Here is a 14643-nt window from a genome sequence, read left to right as displayed (position 1 = left end):
TTTTTTAACTTAATAAGCCGGCCTAGCTCAACTGGTAGAGCAACTGACTTGTAATCAGTAGGTTGGGGGTTCAAGTCCTCTGGCCGGCACCATTTATTATGATGAGCCATTAGCTCAGTCGGTAGAGCATCTGACTTTTAATCAGAGGGTCAGAGGTTCGAATCCTCTATGGCTCATTTATATTGCGGGTGTGGCGGAATTGGCAGACGCACTAGACTTAGGATCTAGCGCCTTTGGCGTGGGGGTTCGACTCCCTTCACCCGCACCATCTTTAATAATGCGGAAGTAGTTCAGTGGTAGAACACCACCTTGCCAAGGTGGGGGTCGCGGGTTCGAATCCCGTCTTCCGCTCCATGATATGCCTGGGTGGCGGAACTGGCAGACGCACAGGACTTAAAATCCTGCGGTAGGTGACTACCGTACCGGTTCGATTCCGGTCCTAGGCACCATTTGTTTTTTGCGCCCGTAGCTCAATTGGATAGAGCGTTTGACTACGGATCAAAAGGTTAGGGGTTCGACTCCTCTCGGGCGCGTATATATCGGGAAGTAGCTCAGCTTGGTAGAGCACTTGGTTTGGGACCAAGGGGTCGTAGGTTCGAATCCTGTCTTCCCGACTCTTTTATAATATTGTGGGGGATTAGCTCAGCTGGGAGAGCGCCTGCTTTGCACGCAGGAGGTCAGCGGTTCGATCCCGCTATTCTCCACCATTTTTTAATTTCATATCGGCGGTGTAGCTCAGCTGGCTAGAGCGTACGGTTCATACCCGTGAGGTCGGGGGTTCGATCCCCTCCACCGCCACTTTTAATGCTTGAATTTGGACCTTTAGCTCAGTTGGTTAGAGCAAACGGCTCATAACCGTTGGGTCGCAGGTTCGAATCCTGCAAGGTCCACCATTGCATTACGGAGGAATACCCAAGTCCGGCTGAAGGGATCGGTCTTGAAAACCGACAGGGGCTTAACGGCTCGCGGGGGTTCGAATCCCTCTTCCTCCGCCATTTAAATTTAATATTATTATCGCGGGATGGAGCAGTCTGGTAGCTCGTCGGGCTCATAACCCGAAGGTCGATGGTTCAAATCCGTCTCCCGCAATTTTCTTTTTATCAATTACATGTGGTCCTGTGGTGTAGCGGTTAACATGCCTGCCTGTCACGCAGGAGATCGCGGGTTCGATTCCCGTCAGGACCGCCATTTTTTATATTGGCTCAATAGCTCAGTCGGTAGAGCAAAGGATTGAAAATCCTTGTGTCGGCAGTTCGATTCTGTCTTGAGCCACCATTTTAAAATGTTGCCGGCCTAGCTCAACTGGTAGAGCAACTGACTTGTAATCAGTAGGTTGGGGGTTCAAGTCCTCTGGCCGGCACCATTTTTTTATTTATCTTTTTTTAGTATATTGTGTATAATGGAGGGGTAGCGAAGTGGCTAAACGCGGCGGACTGTAAATCCGCTCCTTCGGGTTCGGCAGTTCGAATCTGCCCCCCTCCACCATTATTATGATAGGGGTATAGTTCAACGGTAGAATAGAGGTCTCCAAAACCTTTGGTGTGGGTTCGATTCCTACTACCCCTGTATATGGCGATTGTGGCGAAGTGGTTAACGCATCGGATTGTGGTTCCGACATTCGTGGGTTCGATTCCCATCAGTCGCCCCATTTTGATTATTGGGCTATAGCCAAGCGGTAAGGCAACGGACTTTGACTCCGTCATGCGTTGGTTCGAATCCAACTAGCCCAGTATGGCGCCATAGCCAAGTGGTAAGGCCGAGGTCTGCAAAACCTCTATCACCGGTTCAAATCCGGTTGGCGCCTTTACATAGAATTAAATATAAGAATCTCCAATGGAGGTTCTTTTTTTGTATAAAAAAAGAGTACATTCCTGTACTCTATGCATTATAGAACATGTTTTGAAATCGTTTGTTGTAAACCTTTGATATTTGTATTTTTATCGAATGTTTTTAACAATGGCGCCGGCATACCTGCAACATATAACTTCAATTCTGCTTCAACATCGAACGTCCCTGCATTTTCCACACTGAAAGCACGGATATTTTTATATGGAATTGTGATAAATTCAATCTTTTTACCTGAGAAACCTTGTTTGTCGATGACTAAAATTCTTTTGTTAGTAAATACAAATAAATCTCTTAGTAAAATGTAGCTTTTTTCTACGATTTCATCATCTAATAAATATTCATCGAATTCTGCCTGAACATCTTCTGGATTCTGTTCACTTGAGTTACCCATCAATTGATCAAATAGACCCATATTAATCCCTCCAAAGCGTTATGATTTATTTCAATATCAGTTTATACTATCAATATAATTTTTACAATAATTAACTATGGAATAAAAAAACGACCTCAATTAGGTCGTTTGTATACCACCGGTCGGGATCGAACCGACACTCCGTGAGGAATCGGATTTTGAGTCCGACGCGTCTGCCAATTCCGCCACGGTGGCTTAATATTATTATTCGATTTATTTATTTTATTATAGATTGTAGTGTCCGTCAATAGCTTTTCAATCATTTATTGAGTTTGTTCGTTAAATCATGTACAATATACAATAAACTATTTCGGGAGGCTATGATGAATTATTATCAATTGAAACGAGACATTGTTGATTATGCGCATTCTATTGGTATCGATGATATAGGATTCACATCAGCTGAACCGTTCGAAGAATTAAGGCCTAAGCTTGAAGAATATTATGCTAAAGGGTATGATTCAGGATTTGAAGTTGGGACCATTGATGAGCGAATTAACCCTAAACTTAGTTTACCTTCTGCTCAATCGATTATAGCAATAGCAGTTGGCTATCCAAATAAATTAAAAGATGCTCCGAGATCTACTAAGAACGAACGTCGTGGAATTTTTGCAAGAGCATCCTGGGGTCAAGATTATCATACGTTATTAAATGATCGATTGAACAAGCTTGAAGCATATATTAAACATCGTGTTCCTGAAGTTGAATGTATGAACATGGTCGATACAGGCGTATTAAGCGATCGTGCTGTGGCGGAACGTGCGGGTCTTGGATTTACCGGTCGGAATGGATTTGTTATTAATCCGAAGCTTGGCACATGGACGTACTTAGGTGAGATGTTAATTAATTTGCCATTTCCTAGTGATAATCCAATCATTGATAGTTGTGGAGACTGTACGATATGTGTTGATCGTTGTCCAACCGGTGCATTGCTTGGTGAAGGTGGTCTGAATAGTAAGAAGTGTATATCTTTTCAGACTCAGTTGAAAGGAATGATGGATGTACATTACCGTAAGAAAATTGGGAATCGGTTATACGGCTGTGATACATGTCAACAAGTATGTCCTTTGAATAAAGGAATTAATACGACGCATGAAGATATCGAAGTGGAACCTGATGTCGTTAAACCGTTGTTAATTCCATTGCTTCGAATGAGTAATAGAGAATTCAAGGAGACATATGGTCATTTAGCAGGCGCTTGGCGTGGTAAAAAACCGATTCAAAGAAATGCGATGATTGCACTTGCGAACTTTAAAGATGATAGTGCCATACCAGAACTCAAAAAAGTGATCTCAGAAGATGTCAGGCCAATGATTGTTGCAACAGCGTATTGGGCAATTGCAGAAATCGAAGGTATATCTTCTATTGAGTTTATTGAAAGAGCGCTACAGAAAGAAACTGAACAGATTGTCTTGGATGAATTAAATGATATTTTGAATACATTAAGGAGAGAACAATATGCCGATTAACGTCGTTTTATATCAACCGGAAATACCGAGTAATACAGGAAATATAGGGAGAACATGTGTCGCGACAAATACGACATTACATTTGATTAAACCGTTAGGATTTTCAACGGATGACAAGATGCTAAGAAGAGCAGGTCTTGATTATTGGAAGTTATTAAATGTTGTATATCATGAAAGCTTGGAAGATTTTTTAGAATACAGTCAAGGTGGTGCGTATTATTTATTGACAAAATTTGGACAGAAACCACATACGACATTTGATTATAGTGATGTTGATGAAGAAATATATTTCATCTTTGGTAAAGAAACAACGGGACTGCCGGACTGGTTTAAAGAAAAGTACATGGATACTGCTTTGAGAATCCCTATGACTGATAAAGTAAGATCGTTAAATTTGAGTAATACTGCAGCAATTTTAATATATGAAGCATTGAGACAACAAGGCTATCCTAATATTCAATAATGTGCGATTAAAACATCGTTAGTGTATACTTTAAGTAACATTATTATTAAGGAGTGTACACGATGGATAACTTAAATGAAACAATTCAATTGATGATGAACCACCGTACTATTAGAGCATTTGAAGACAAAACTTTATCTGATGAACAAGTGAAAACATTGGTTCAAGCCGCTCAAATGGCACCAACATCAAGTCATAGACAAGTATATTCTATTATTGGGATAACTGACCCGGAAGTAAAGAAAGAATTACGAGAAATTTCAGGGCAACCGTATGTTGAAGCAAATGGACACTTATTCGTTTTTGTTGCGGATCACTATCGACACAGTCAATTAGAAGGATTTGATGCAGAAGTGATGACGCAGACATTTGAAACGACAGAAGGATTCGTTGTCGGCGTTGTTGATGCAGCACTTGCAGCACAATCTCTAAATTTAGCAGCAGAATCATTAGGGTTAGGCGCATGTTTCTTAGGCTCGTTGCGTAACGATATTAAACGCGTCAGTGAATTACTACAATTACCACCATACACAATGCCAGTATTTGGTCTTGCTGTAGGATACCCAACAGATGAAGGTTCACAGAAAGAAAGACTGCCAATGGATGTCGTTTATCATGAGAATACTTACGAGACTGAAGGTTTGAAAGAAAAAATTGCAGAATACGATGAGAATATTAGAGCTTATTATCAATCACGTGATGAGAATAAGAAAGATGCAAACTGGACAAATATCATCTTGAAATCTTTACAACGAAAGTATCGTTATGATGTCGATGATTATGTGAAGTCACAAGGATTTTTGAAACAGTAAAATAGATTACAGCTAACTTTTGTTAGCTGTTTTTTGTCCGGGTAAGTAGTAGTGTGATGGAATTGGGGAAGGTTGAAAAAGATGTGGTAATCAGAGTATTTGAGATATACTCTGAATACGGATATTCAAAAAGGAATAATTCTCCATTCAAAAAACAAAATCAAAAAAACACTAGTCCAACTAGTGTTAAAAACAAAATATTATTCTTCCTCTTTGTAACCGTATTTAGACTCACGTCCTGCAGTAAGTAAAGCAGTTAAGAACGCAGCGCAGACTAGAAATATTAAAAATGAATTCATCGATATCCCCCTAAATACTTAATTGATTAAATTAATTATATCCGAAAATAAATGTTTAATCAATACATGATAATGGGTATAAACTAATTAAGTATGAAATTCCGACCTAGGAGGAACAACAATGGTAATGAACTTTAAAATCTTTGAAAATGAAGACACAGCCGCAAATTATGTAGCAAATATTTTACGTAAACAAATGAATGATAATCCAACAAGTACAATTGGACTTGCAACGGGCAAAACAATGGTGCCAATTTACAAGCAATTAGTCGATGAAATTAAAGAGCATCCTGTTGATATGAGTCAGTTGAAATTTATTAATGTTGATGAGTATGTTGACTTAGATCCATCAAATAAAGAAAGTTTTGCTTATTTCATGAAAGAAAAATTATATAGTCAAGTCAATGTTTTAGAACATCAATCATTTATCCCTACAGGTTCGGGTGAAGAAGCTGTGAAACAGTTTAATGAAAAGTTAGAAGAATTCGGTACACCAGTTCTTCAACTATTAGGTATTGGCCAAAATGGTCATATTGGATTTAATGAACCAGGTACAAGTTTTGACGAAGGGGTTCACGTTGTGAACTTGTCTGAAGAAACTAAGTCGCAAAATAAAGATCAATTTGCTGATGGTAATGTTCCAACGAAAGCAATTACGATGGGTATTAAAGATATAATGAAGTCGCGTGAAATTATTTTAGTCGCAACGGGTCAACATAAAGCGAATATTATCCGTGAATTATACGATGCAAAAGTATCAGAAAATTTCCCGGCTTCTATATTAAAAGAACATCGAATGGTTACTGTTGTTTTAGATAAAGAAGCAGCGAGTGAATTACCTCAAGATATCCAAAGTTATTATTATAGTCAATATTCTTAAAGGAGTGATTTATATGTGTAAAGATAAAAATAATCAAGAAACTACAGAAGAGCAAGTAGAAGATACGCTAATGCAACATGGTCCAGACAAAGTTGCTAATACTGATGATAATAATATGACAGAAGATTTTGAAGATGTTGAAGAGCTTGGTAAAGAGATGGAGCAATATCACGAAGAAGACGATGAATAATAATTAAAGCAATAATATCCAATTGGATATTATTGTTTTTTTATTGTCAAACATAGTGAAAGACGGCTTTAATTCATGTAAAATAATATATGAAAACGATTAATTCTTTGGGGGTATAAATTATGTCAGTGAGAATAGAAAGAGATACAATCGGAGAAATTGAAGTGCCAAGTGATAAGTACTGGGGTGCTCAAACAGAGCGTAGTAAAAGAAACTTCCCGGTTGGAAAAGAAACGATGCCGATAGAAGTTGTCTATGCTTTCGCCGAATTAAAGAAGGCATGTGCAAGTGCGAATAATGAATTAGGCAAGTTAAGTGATATGAAGAAAGAAGCGATTCATTACGCTACAAATAAAGTGATCAATGGTGAGTTGGATGAACACTTCCCACTTGTCGTTTGGCAAACAGGCAGTGGAACTCAAAGTAATATGAATATGAATGAAGTCGTTGCTCATGTTGCAAATCTTCATTTAAAAGAACAAGGTTCAGATGAAGTTGTACATCCAAATGATGATGTCAATATGTCACAAAGCTCGAATGATACATTCCCTACAGCAATGCACGTTGCATTGTATGGTGAAGTTGAGCGTAAATTGATCGATGCAGTATCTGAATTAAGAGATACATTTAAATCACAAGAAGAAACATATCAAGATATTGTTAAAATAGGTCGTACACACCTACAAGATGCGACACCACTCACGTTAGGCCAAGAAATTGGTGGGTGGAGATTTATGCTAGACAAATCACTTGAAATGATTAATGAATCCAAAAAACAAATGTTAAATCTTGCAATCGGTGGAACAGCTGTGGGTACAGGATTAAATGCACATCCCGAATTTGGTGATAAAGTTGCAAAGTTCTTAAGTGAACAAACAGGTCATCCTTTTACATCTAGTGAGAATAAATTCCATGCTTTAACAAGTCATGATGAAGTTGTTTATTTCCATGGAAGTTTGAAAGCTCTCGCAGCAGACATTATGAAGATTGCCAATGATATCCGTTGGTTAGCATCAGGACCACGTGCAGGGATTGGTGAAATTGAAATTCCAGCGAATGAACCCGGCTCATCAATCATGCCTGGTAAAGTTAATCCTACCCAAGCAGAGATGATCACAATGGTTGCAACTCAAATTTTCGGAAATGATACAACCGTTGGAATGGCTGCAAGTCAAGGGAATTTTGAGTTAAATGTATATAAGCCAGTTATTTTACTCAATACATTACAGTCAATTTATCTATTAGCAGATGGGATTAAAACATTCAATGATAATTGTGCAGTAGGTATCAAACCAATCCAAGAAAATATCGATCAGTTTTTGAATCGCTCATTGATGTTGGTTACAGCATTGAACCCGCATATTGGATACGAAAAAGCGGCTAAAATTGCAAAAAATGCGCACGAAAAAGGAATTACGCTGAAAGAATCTGCTATTGAGTCAGGATTCTTAACAGAGGAACAATTTAATAAATGGATTAAACCTGAAGAAATGATCGGGCCTAAAGCATAATGATTTGTACAGCAGATAGCAAAACGAAGCGAATCGGACTCATTGATATTGGCTCAAATACGATCAGACTTGTCGTATTTGAATTCAGTAAACGCCACGGATTAAAAGAATTACAAAATATTAAAACACCAGCACGACTTTATCGTTATCTAAATGAAGACAAAGAAATGTCAGACGAAGGAATTAGCGTATTAATTGATACATTGAAAAGTTTTGGCAAAGTATCAGATAAATTTGACGTCGAAGAATTATATCCAGTTGCAACTGCAGCAGTAAGACAGAGTACGAATTTAGATGAAATTAAGTCGCGTGTTTTTGAAGAAACAGGTGTATCTTTAACGATTGTATCAGAATCAGAAGAAGCTTTTTACGGATTTTATGCAGTCATTAATACGATTGAAATAGAAGATGGTGTCACAGTAGACATTGGTGGTGGTTCTACGGAAGTGACTTATTTTGAAGATAAAGAACTAAAGTATAGTCATAGTTTTCCTTTCGGCGTTGTGACATTAAAGGAAATATTCTTTAAAGACAAGCCACATAACGATAAGGAAGCAATCAATAAGACGATTGAATACGTAAAGGAACAATTTTCAAGTCTTCGTTGGTTAGAAAAGCGCTATGTTCCGATTATTGCAATTGGTGGAAGTGCGAGAAATATTGCGCGTATACATCAATCAAAGAATGAATATCCAATCGCAGGTGTCCATGGGTATGAAATGGATATCGATGATTTAGATGATGTATTTAACACGTTAGTCGATACGGATGAATCAGACTTGGAAGATATCGATGGATTAAGTAAAGATCGGACTGATATTATTGTTCAGAGCAACATCGTATTTAAAGCTTTGTATGATGAAGTCGGTGCGAAGATGTTCAAATTTAGCCGTAAAGGGTTAAGAGAAGGCGTTGTAATGCGCATTTTAGAAAAAGACTTTGAAATGCCTTTCGACAGGTATAAAGTATTTAAAAATAGTTTATTAGAACTTGCGAGTGATTATAATATCGATTTAGATAATGCCAATCAACGCATTATGATTGCAGAAACGATGTACTATGAACTGCGTAAGCAAGGTTATTTCGAACATAGTAAATCTCAAAAGAAGTTTATTCGACATGCTGCATTTTTGTATTATTTAGGTGCATACATTGACGCTGATTCAAGTTCTCAGCATACGTATTACATTTTATCGAATTCCAATATTAATGGGATTAACCATAAAGATCGTGTTAAATTAGCACTGTTAGCCTCTTTTAAAAATAAATCATTATTAAAGTTTTATATGGATGAGATTCCATGGTTTTCTAATGATGAACAAGATCGTATTCAAGCGTTTGGTGGTCTATTGAAATTCTGTCATGCATTAGATATATCGAATACGTCAATTGTGAAAGGACTATATATATCAAATGTAGATGATGATACTATAGATCTAACGATTGAATACCAAGGCGATGCGATTGCAGAAATGTATCAAGCAGATCGCCAGAAAAAGCATATTGAGAAAATTACAAAGAAAAATCTTAATTTAATATTTACAAAAATTTAATATTAATTTGAGATAATAGTGATGTTATTTAAATGTGATGTAAGGTGGGTGATAATATGTCAGAGATCAATCTGAATAATAAAGAATATTACAATAATAGAGAATTAAGTTGGTTAGACTTCAACTATCGTGTATTACAAGAAGCAGATGATGAATCTAATCCGTTACTTGAAAGATTAAAATTTATCGCAATAACAAGTTCTAACTTAGATGAATTCTTTATGGTTCGTGTTGCAGGATTGCAGGACCAAGTAAAAGCAGGATTTAATGAGCCAGAAAATAAAGCTCAAATGACACCTACTGAGCAACTTGAACAAATCACAATTCGAAACCAAAGAAACTGTTCTTATCAATATGAATTGTATGATCAGTTAATGGAAGAATTGAAGAGCTATCAGGTTGAAATCAAACGTCCGGATGAATTGTCTGAAGCTCAATTGGAAGAATTGAAGCAATATTTCTTAAATGAAATATTGCCAACATTAACACCACTTGGAATTGACGCTTATCGACCATTCCCAAAACTACAAAACAAAAAGATTAATATCTTTGTCAATTTAGTCCAAGATGGTTTTGAAAAAGAAGCAATCGTCCAAGTGCCGACTGTTTTAAATCGATTTATTAGCGTGAATGATGAGGAAAAGAAAATTTTTGTACTACTTGAAGATACAATTCGCCATTTCATCACGTATTTATTTAGAGGATATGATATTGATAGAACGTTTGCATTTAGAATTACTCGAAATGCTGATTTATCAATACACGAAGAAGGTGCTCAAGACTTATTGATTGAAGTTGAGAGATTCCTTAAAGAGCGTAAAAGTGGTGCTGCGGTTAGACTAGAGATTGATATCCGTGATAACCCGACGATAAATGGTTCGTTCTTAATGAACGAATTAGAAATTCATGAAGGTGATGTGTATCGTTTAAACGGTCCACTTGATTTAACAATGTTATTTGGTTTTACAGGAATGTTATCAAAAGAATTACCTCAATTGACATTCGAACCATTTACGCCATCTGAACCAGAATCATTAAAGGGTCACAATATTTTTGAGAAAGCATTAAAAGAAGACTTATTCTTCCATCACCCATATGAATCATTTAAGCCAATAGTCCAATTCATTCAAGAAGCAGCTAAAGATAAAGAAACGATGGCTATTAAACAAACATTGTATCGTGTAAGTGATGAATCACCGATTATTCAAGCGTTAAAAGAAGCAGCTGAAGCGGGTAAACAAGTCACGGTACTCGTAGAGTTAAAGGCGAGATTCGATGAAGAAAACAATGTTCAATGGGCGAAGACACTAGAAGATGCTGGATGTCATGTGATATACGGTATGAACAATTTAAAGACGCATAGTAAGATTACCTTAGTTGTTAAACGTGTGAACAATAAGTTAGTTCGTTTCATTCATTTAGGTACTGGAAATTATAATGATTCTACAGCTAAACTTTATACTGATATGGGATTAATTACGACACATCCAGGCATTGGTGAAGATGCGATGAATTTCTTTAACTATTTAAGTGGATATTCAACGCGTCCTGATTACAACCATTTATACGTTGCACCATTTGAAATTCGTGATGCATTCGGAGAATTGATTGATCAAGAGATCGAATATCAAAAACAACATGGTAATGGTCGCATCATTGCAAAGATGAATTCATTGACAGATAAGAAGATTATTATGAAGTTGTATGAAGCAAGTCAAGCAGGTGTTAAAGTTGACCTTGTTGTTCGAGGGATATGTTGTTTAAGACCAGGTATTGAAGGCGTTAGTGAGAATATTCGCGTATTAAGTATTGTTGGAAGATTTTTAGAGCATAGTCGAATTTATTACTTCCATCAAAATGGTGAGGGGAATATGTATTTATCAAGTGCAGATATGATGACACGTAATATGATTAAACGTGTTGAAATCTTATTCCCAATCTATGATGAAAGCATTAAATCAAGATTATTAGATATTATGGATATTGAATTAAATGACAATAAGAAAGCGCGAATCCAACAATCAAACGGTGAGTATGTATACGTTGATAATGATCAAGAACCATTATCATCACAACAAGCCTTAATGGATCGTGCTAGACAAGCAAACATCAAAATGAATCCTTATAAAGATTCATTGCTGACTAAAATTAAAGATCGTTTCCGTAAATAATTACTGAAAGAAAAAAACAGGAAGCCCTTACGGGCTTCCTGTTTTTTCAATCGAAAACTAGACATCATATGACTAGTTTAGTCATTCAAGAAATCAATATCTTCTAATGGAATTTCGACAGAAATTAGATCTTCTGTATAAGGGTGAACGAATTCTATTTTATAAGCACACAATGCTAGATTTCTTAAATGAGACTCTGAATACAGTGGATCTCCAATAATCGAATGACCTATCGCTTCTAAATGCACACGAATTTGATGTTGGCGGCCTGTATCTAACTTCAAAATAGGGAACTTACCATTATTATAATCAATGAAATCTACTATATGAGTAATTGCTTGTTGGCCGCGATTAGAAATCCGGCGTTTGTTAGCATGTGTTGAATCTTTCCCGATAGGTAAATCAATCGTTTGTGCTGACAATGATTCGTTGTTATGAACATTGGCAATATAAAATCTAGAAATTAATCGTTGATCTAACATCGTATCAAAAGTGGATTTTACATAAGGATGCTTACACAATATTAATAAACCTTTTGTTTCTTGGTCCAATCGGTGAATCGGTTCTAAGTAGTCGCTATCTATTGTGTTCATCGCATGATTCATTAACGTATTCAGTTCATGTTGTTCGTTTGGATGTGTTTTGACACCACGTTGTTTGACGACTATTGCAACATAATCATCTTCATATACAACATCACAGAAACGAACACTTCTTGCATAATCACTCGATGCATCTATCACGTCTGGTAAAATGAGTTCGCCAGTTTGGTCTATTTTATAGTTAAGTCTAATTGGCTCTCCGTTCAATGTAATTTGTTTGTTCATTCGTAGTAAATGAAGCACTTTTTTTGAGAAGAATTTCGATTGAAGTACTTCGTCAATCGTTTGAGATTGCCAAGATTCTAATAAATTAATTTTAAGCATTTTTAGCCTCTTCTTTAGCTTCTTTTAAGAATTTTTCAAAGTTTTCAACAGAACCTAGATTTCCTGACACACGTTTAACTTCTTTTCCATCTTTGAAGTAGATTAACGTAGGTGTTGCTTCTATTTGATATGTTTGTGCAAACTTTTGGTATTCTAATAAGTTAAACTGCTTGTACTCCATGTCCAAATTATCAATCGCCTTATTCAATACAGGTGTTGCAGCACGACAATATGAACACGTTGGGCTAAAGAAATAAACAAGACCCTCACCATTTTTATAGTTCTCTAAGTCTTTAGGGATAATGATATCTTGATAATTCTCATCTGTGAGTAAATCTTTCGATGGCCCACTTAAATCTTCCTTAGCAATTCCATCATATGGATAATAATCCGTTGATTTTTGATTTATTTGAAAGAAAATAACAACGCCTACAAATGCTACAATAATTAATCCAATAATGCCGTAAAATATTTTGTTACTCATTGTGTTTCTCTCCTTTAATATAAATGATTGAACTTACAAAAATAATAATGAATGCAATTAGTGCAAGAAATGGAATTGTAATAAATCCACCCCATTGAATAAATTGTACAGTACAATCTCCAATTTTGCATTCATGACTACCGCTTAATCCAGGAATATTTTGTAGTGCATAGTGATATGATGATACCAAAATACCTAGGCATGATAAAATAACAGTAGGGTATATTAATGATTTACTGTTCGAGATTATGTGAGACAAACTAATGATGATGATTGGATACATTAGAATTCTTTGATACCAACAAAGCTCACAAGGCAAGTACCCTCTAATCTCAGAGAAATATAGAGAACCAAGCGTCGCAATAAGACTCGTAATAAATATGATTTGAGCCATGAGTTTAGAATTTTGCAAATGATCACCTCAAAAATTTATAATATGTTCTATTATATCATTTAAATTCGAGATAATAAGTATGAAACGAGATGATTTTATGAACGAAATGAATGAATTGAACTTATTAAAGACCATCGCAGAAATGCATAATAATGAAGTCGATATTCATAGAATGTTTTATAAAACGATTAAATTACTCGTTGATCATTCTACATTCGAAACAGCATGGATATTTCTGATTAATGACTCGGGACACCACGAAATGATCACAGAATATAAGTTGCCACAATCACTCAAATGTTTGAGCTGTGATTATATGAATGAAGGTAGTTGTTGGTGTGTTAGGAAGTTTCATAGTGGTGAACTGATGAAAGCAAGTAATATCATTGTTTGTAGTAGAATTGAATTAGCGAATCATGAGCAACGAAATGCAAGTGACGGTATAACGCATCATGCAACCGTCCCTCTCGTTGCTAAAGATCATAATTATGGTGTGTTAAATGTTGCTATACGACATAGGACTGAGTATACACAAGATGAGTTATCATTGCTTGAATCGATTGCATATCAAATCGGTTCAACAATTCAACGTATTCGATTAACTGAGCAGCAAATAGAACATACAAGGCAACAGGAACGCAATCGTCTTGCAAGAGATTTACATGATTCAGTGAAGCAGATGCTTTTTTCGATACATATGATGTCTCATGCGATGAAAAACTCGACAGACATGATAAAAATGCAAGATGCGTTCAAAAATATAGAAGCATCAAGCGAAACAGCTCAAGATGAAATGAAATCATTACTTACGCAATTAAGACCTTCTGTATTAGAGAATGGGCTCATTGAAGCGTGGAGATCATATGGCCAATTATTAAATATTACGATTCGTGTACATGTTGATGGAATTATCCATTTAGATGAATCGGTTGAAATGGAAATGTTAAAAATTGGACAAGAAGTGATCAACAATGTATACAAGCATGCATACGTTGACGTGATGGATATCTTCATAGAACAACAATCAAATCAATTGAACGTGAAGTTTATTGACTCTGGTGTAGGATTTGACACGACGCATGTGTTAAACCATCATTATGGTTTAACGAATATGAAAGAACGTATTCATAAATTGAACGGTAAAATTAATATTGTTTCACAACAGGATGTAGGAACATCAATAAATATAGAAGTTCCAATCTAACATTTGAAAGTATAAAGAAAGAGGGAA

13 protein-coding genes and 21 tRNA genes are annotated in these 14643 nt (G+C 36.2%); 29 read left to right on the top strand and 5 right to left on the bottom strand.

Annotated elements, in window-relative coordinates; all coding sequences use genetic code 11:
- Positions 1-16: 16 nt before the first annotated feature.
- The 20 genes from EDD62_RS05075 to EDD62_RS04980 all read left to right on the top strand — a co-directional run bounded on the left by EDD62_RS05075 (position 17) and on the right by EDD62_RS04980 (position 1804).
- Positions 17-92 (top strand) — tRNA-Thr (locus EDD62_RS05075).
- 11 nt (positions 93-103) lie between these two features.
- Positions 104-176 (top strand) — tRNA-Lys (locus EDD62_RS05070).
- An 8-nt stretch (positions 177-184) separates the two neighbouring features.
- A tRNA-Leu gene (locus EDD62_RS05065) sits at positions 185-268 on the top strand.
- 11 nt (positions 269-279) lie between these two features.
- Positions 280-354, top strand: a tRNA-Gly gene (locus EDD62_RS05060).
- Positions 355-360: 6 nt separating this feature from the next.
- A tRNA-Leu gene (locus EDD62_RS05055) sits at positions 361-449 on the top strand.
- 10 nt (positions 450-459) lie between these two features.
- Positions 460-533, top strand: a tRNA-Arg gene (locus EDD62_RS05050).
- 7 nt (positions 534-540) lie between these two features.
- Positions 541-614 (top strand) — tRNA-Pro (locus tag EDD62_RS05045).
- A gap of 17 nt (positions 615-631) precedes the next feature.
- Positions 632-707: transfer RNA gene (locus EDD62_RS05040), tRNA-Ala, on the top strand.
- Between the two features lie 17 nt (positions 708-724).
- Positions 725-798: transfer RNA gene (locus EDD62_RS05035), tRNA-Met, on the top strand.
- 18 nt (positions 799-816) lie between these two features.
- Positions 817-893 (top strand) — tRNA-Ile (locus EDD62_RS05030).
- A 9-nt stretch (positions 894-902) separates the two neighbouring features.
- Positions 903-995: transfer RNA gene (locus EDD62_RS05025), tRNA-Ser, on the top strand.
- A gap of 20 nt (positions 996-1015) precedes the next feature.
- Positions 1016-1089, top strand: a tRNA-Met gene (locus EDD62_RS05020).
- A gap of 23 nt (positions 1090-1112) precedes the next feature.
- A tRNA-Asp gene (locus EDD62_RS05015) sits at positions 1113-1188 on the top strand.
- 11 nt (positions 1189-1199) lie between these two features.
- A tRNA-Phe gene (locus EDD62_RS05010) sits at positions 1200-1275 on the top strand.
- A gap of 12 nt (positions 1276-1287) precedes the next feature.
- Positions 1288-1363 (top strand) — tRNA-Thr (locus tag EDD62_RS05005).
- Positions 1364-1401: 38 nt separating this feature from the next.
- Positions 1402-1485 (top strand) — tRNA-Tyr (locus tag EDD62_RS05000).
- A gap of 10 nt (positions 1486-1495) precedes the next feature.
- Positions 1496-1566, top strand: a tRNA-Trp gene (locus EDD62_RS04995).
- Between the two features lie 6 nt (positions 1567-1572).
- Positions 1573-1648 (top strand) — tRNA-His (locus EDD62_RS04990).
- A gap of 10 nt (positions 1649-1658) precedes the next feature.
- Positions 1659-1730 (top strand) — tRNA-Gln (locus EDD62_RS04985).
- 3 nt (positions 1731-1733) lie between these two features.
- Positions 1734-1804 (top strand) — tRNA-Cys (locus EDD62_RS04980).
- 81 nt (positions 1805-1885) lie between these two features.
- On the opposite strand, the gene EDD62_RS04975 is transcribed toward EDD62_RS04980, so the two are convergent.
- On the bottom strand, positions 1886-2260 hold the full coding sequence (locus EDD62_RS04975; protein ID WP_123807763.1) for a PH domain-containing protein: 375 nt from the start codon (positions 2258-2260) through the stop codon (positions 1886-1888).
- A gap of 113 nt (positions 2261-2373) precedes the next feature.
- Positions 2374-2455 (bottom strand) — tRNA-Leu (locus EDD62_RS04970).
- A 128-nt stretch (positions 2456-2583) separates the two neighbouring features.
- Here EDD62_RS04970 and queG point away from each other — a divergent pair.
- The 8 genes from queG to EDD62_RS04935 all read left to right on the top strand — a co-directional run bounded on the left by queG (position 2584) and on the right by EDD62_RS04935 (position 11608).
- Complete coding sequence (gene queG, locus EDD62_RS04965; RefSeq protein ID WP_123807762.1) at positions 2584-3729, top strand: tRNA epoxyqueuosine(34) reductase QueG; 1146 nt, start codon at positions 2584-2586, stop codon at positions 3727-3729.
- Positions 3719-4192: a tRNA (uridine(34)/cytosine(34)/5-carboxymethylaminomethyluridine(34)-2'-O)-methyltransferase TrmL gene (gene trmL, locus EDD62_RS04960; RefSeq protein WP_123807761.1), complete on the top strand. Its 474-nt coding sequence runs from the start codon at positions 3719-3721 to the stop codon at positions 4190-4192. Before queG ends, trmL begins: the two co-directional genes overlap by 11 nt.
- A gap of 62 nt (positions 4193-4254) precedes the next feature.
- Entirely contained in the window at positions 4255-5004 is a 750-nt protein-coding gene (gene nfsA / locus EDD62_RS04955) for an oxygen-insensitive NADPH nitroreductase (RefSeq protein ID WP_123807760.1), read from the top strand.
- Positions 5005-5424: 420 nt separating this feature from the next.
- Positions 5425-6183 (top strand): glucosamine-6-phosphate deaminase, encoded by a 759-nt coding sequence (locus EDD62_RS04950; RefSeq protein WP_123807759.1) that lies wholly within the window; start codon positions 5425-5427, stop codon positions 6181-6183.
- 70 nt (positions 6184-6253) lie between these two features.
- A complete protein-coding gene (locus EDD62_RS09175) occupies positions 6254-6373 on the top strand; it encodes a hypothetical protein (RefSeq protein WP_407922662.1) in 120 nt (39 codons plus the stop codon).
- A gap of 122 nt (positions 6374-6495) precedes the next feature.
- Positions 6496-7884, top strand: coding sequence for a class II fumarate hydratase (gene fumC, locus EDD62_RS04945; RefSeq protein ID WP_123807758.1), 1389 nt, complete (start codon positions 6496-6498; stop codon positions 7882-7884).
- Positions 7884-9437, top strand: a complete 1554-nt coding sequence (locus tag EDD62_RS04940; RefSeq protein ID WP_123807757.1) for a Ppx/GppA family phosphatase — start codon at positions 7884-7886, stop codon at positions 9435-9437. The genes fumC and EDD62_RS04940 overlap by 1 nt, the downstream gene beginning before the upstream one ends.
- A 44-nt stretch (positions 9438-9481) precedes the next feature.
- The gene (locus EDD62_RS04935) at positions 9482-11608 is read left to right on the top strand and encodes an RNA degradosome polyphosphate kinase (RefSeq protein ID WP_407922654.1); all 2127 of its coding nucleotides are present in this window, start codon (positions 9482-9484) and stop codon (positions 11606-11608) included.
- Between the two features lie 77 nt (positions 11609-11685).
- Here the strand turns inward: EDD62_RS04935 and EDD62_RS04930 are convergent, their stop codons facing one another.
- The 3 genes from EDD62_RS04930 to EDD62_RS04920 are packed head-to-tail and all read right to left on the bottom strand — an operon-like array spanning position 11686 to position 13430.
- Positions 11686-12534 (bottom strand): RluA family pseudouridine synthase, encoded by an 849-nt coding sequence (locus EDD62_RS04930; protein ID WP_123807756.1) that lies wholly within the window; start codon positions 12532-12534, stop codon positions 11686-11688.
- Entirely contained in the window at positions 12527-13018 is a 492-nt protein-coding gene (locus tag EDD62_RS04925) for a thioredoxin family protein (RefSeq protein ID WP_123807755.1), read from the bottom strand. Before EDD62_RS04925 ends, EDD62_RS04930 begins: the two co-directional genes overlap by 8 nt.
- A complete protein-coding gene (locus tag EDD62_RS04920) occupies positions 13011-13430 on the bottom strand; it encodes a disulfide oxidoreductase (protein ID WP_249037330.1) in 420 nt (139 codons plus the stop codon). Before EDD62_RS04920 ends, EDD62_RS04925 begins: the two co-directional genes overlap by 8 nt.
- 61 nt (positions 13431-13491) lie before the next feature.
- On the opposite strand from EDD62_RS04920, the gene EDD62_RS04915 reads away from it, so the two are divergent.
- Positions 13492-14616, top strand: a complete 1125-nt coding sequence (locus EDD62_RS04915; RefSeq protein ID WP_083705822.1) for a GAF domain-containing sensor histidine kinase — start codon at positions 13492-13494, stop codon at positions 14614-14616.
- The last annotated feature ends 27 nt before the right edge of the window (positions 14617-14643 follow it).

Source organism: Abyssicoccus albus (assembly GCF_003815035.1).
Lineage (GTDB): Bacteria > Bacillota > Bacilli > Staphylococcales > Abyssicoccaceae > Abyssicoccus > Abyssicoccus albus.
Note: the sequence above shows the minus strand (reverse complement) of the source record. Positions and strands in the feature narration are given on the sequence as shown.

Coding starts and splice junctions, on each gene's coding strand:
- fumC (WP_123807758.1), top strand. CDS start 6,496: ATGTCAGTGAGAATAGAAAGAGATACAATCGGAGAAATTGAAGTGCCA.
- EDD62_RS04940 (WP_123807757.1), top strand. CDS start 7,884: ATGATTTGTACAGCAGATAGCAAAACGAAGCGAATCGGACTCATTGAT.
- EDD62_RS04950 (WP_123807759.1), top strand. CDS start 5,425: ATGGTAATGAACTTTAAAATCTTTGAAAATGAAGACACAGCCGCAAAT.
- nfsA (WP_123807760.1), top strand. CDS start 4,255: ATGGATAACTTAAATGAAACAATTCAATTGATGATGAACCACCGTACT.
- queG (WP_123807762.1), top strand. CDS start 2,584: ATGAATTATTATCAATTGAAACGAGACATTGTTGATTATGCGCATTCT.
- EDD62_RS09175 (WP_407922662.1), top strand. CDS start 6,254: ATGCAACATGGTCCAGACAAAGTTGCTAATACTGATGATAATAATATG.
- EDD62_RS04930 (WP_123807756.1), bottom strand. CDS start 12,534: ATGCTTAAAATTAATTTATTAGAATCTTGGCAATCTCAAACGATTGAC.
- trmL (WP_123807761.1), top strand. CDS start 3,719: ATGCCGATTAACGTCGTTTTATATCAACCGGAAATACCGAGTAATACA.
- EDD62_RS04925 (WP_123807755.1), bottom strand. CDS start 13,018: ATGAGTAACAAAATATTTTACGGCATTATTGGATTAATTATTGTAGCA.
- EDD62_RS04975 (WP_123807763.1), bottom strand. CDS start 2,260: ATGGGTCTATTTGATCAATTGATGGGTAACTCAAGTGAACAGAATCCA.
- EDD62_RS04915 (WP_083705822.1), top strand. CDS start 13,492: ATGAAACGAGATGATTTTATGAACGAAATGAATGAATTGAACTTATTA.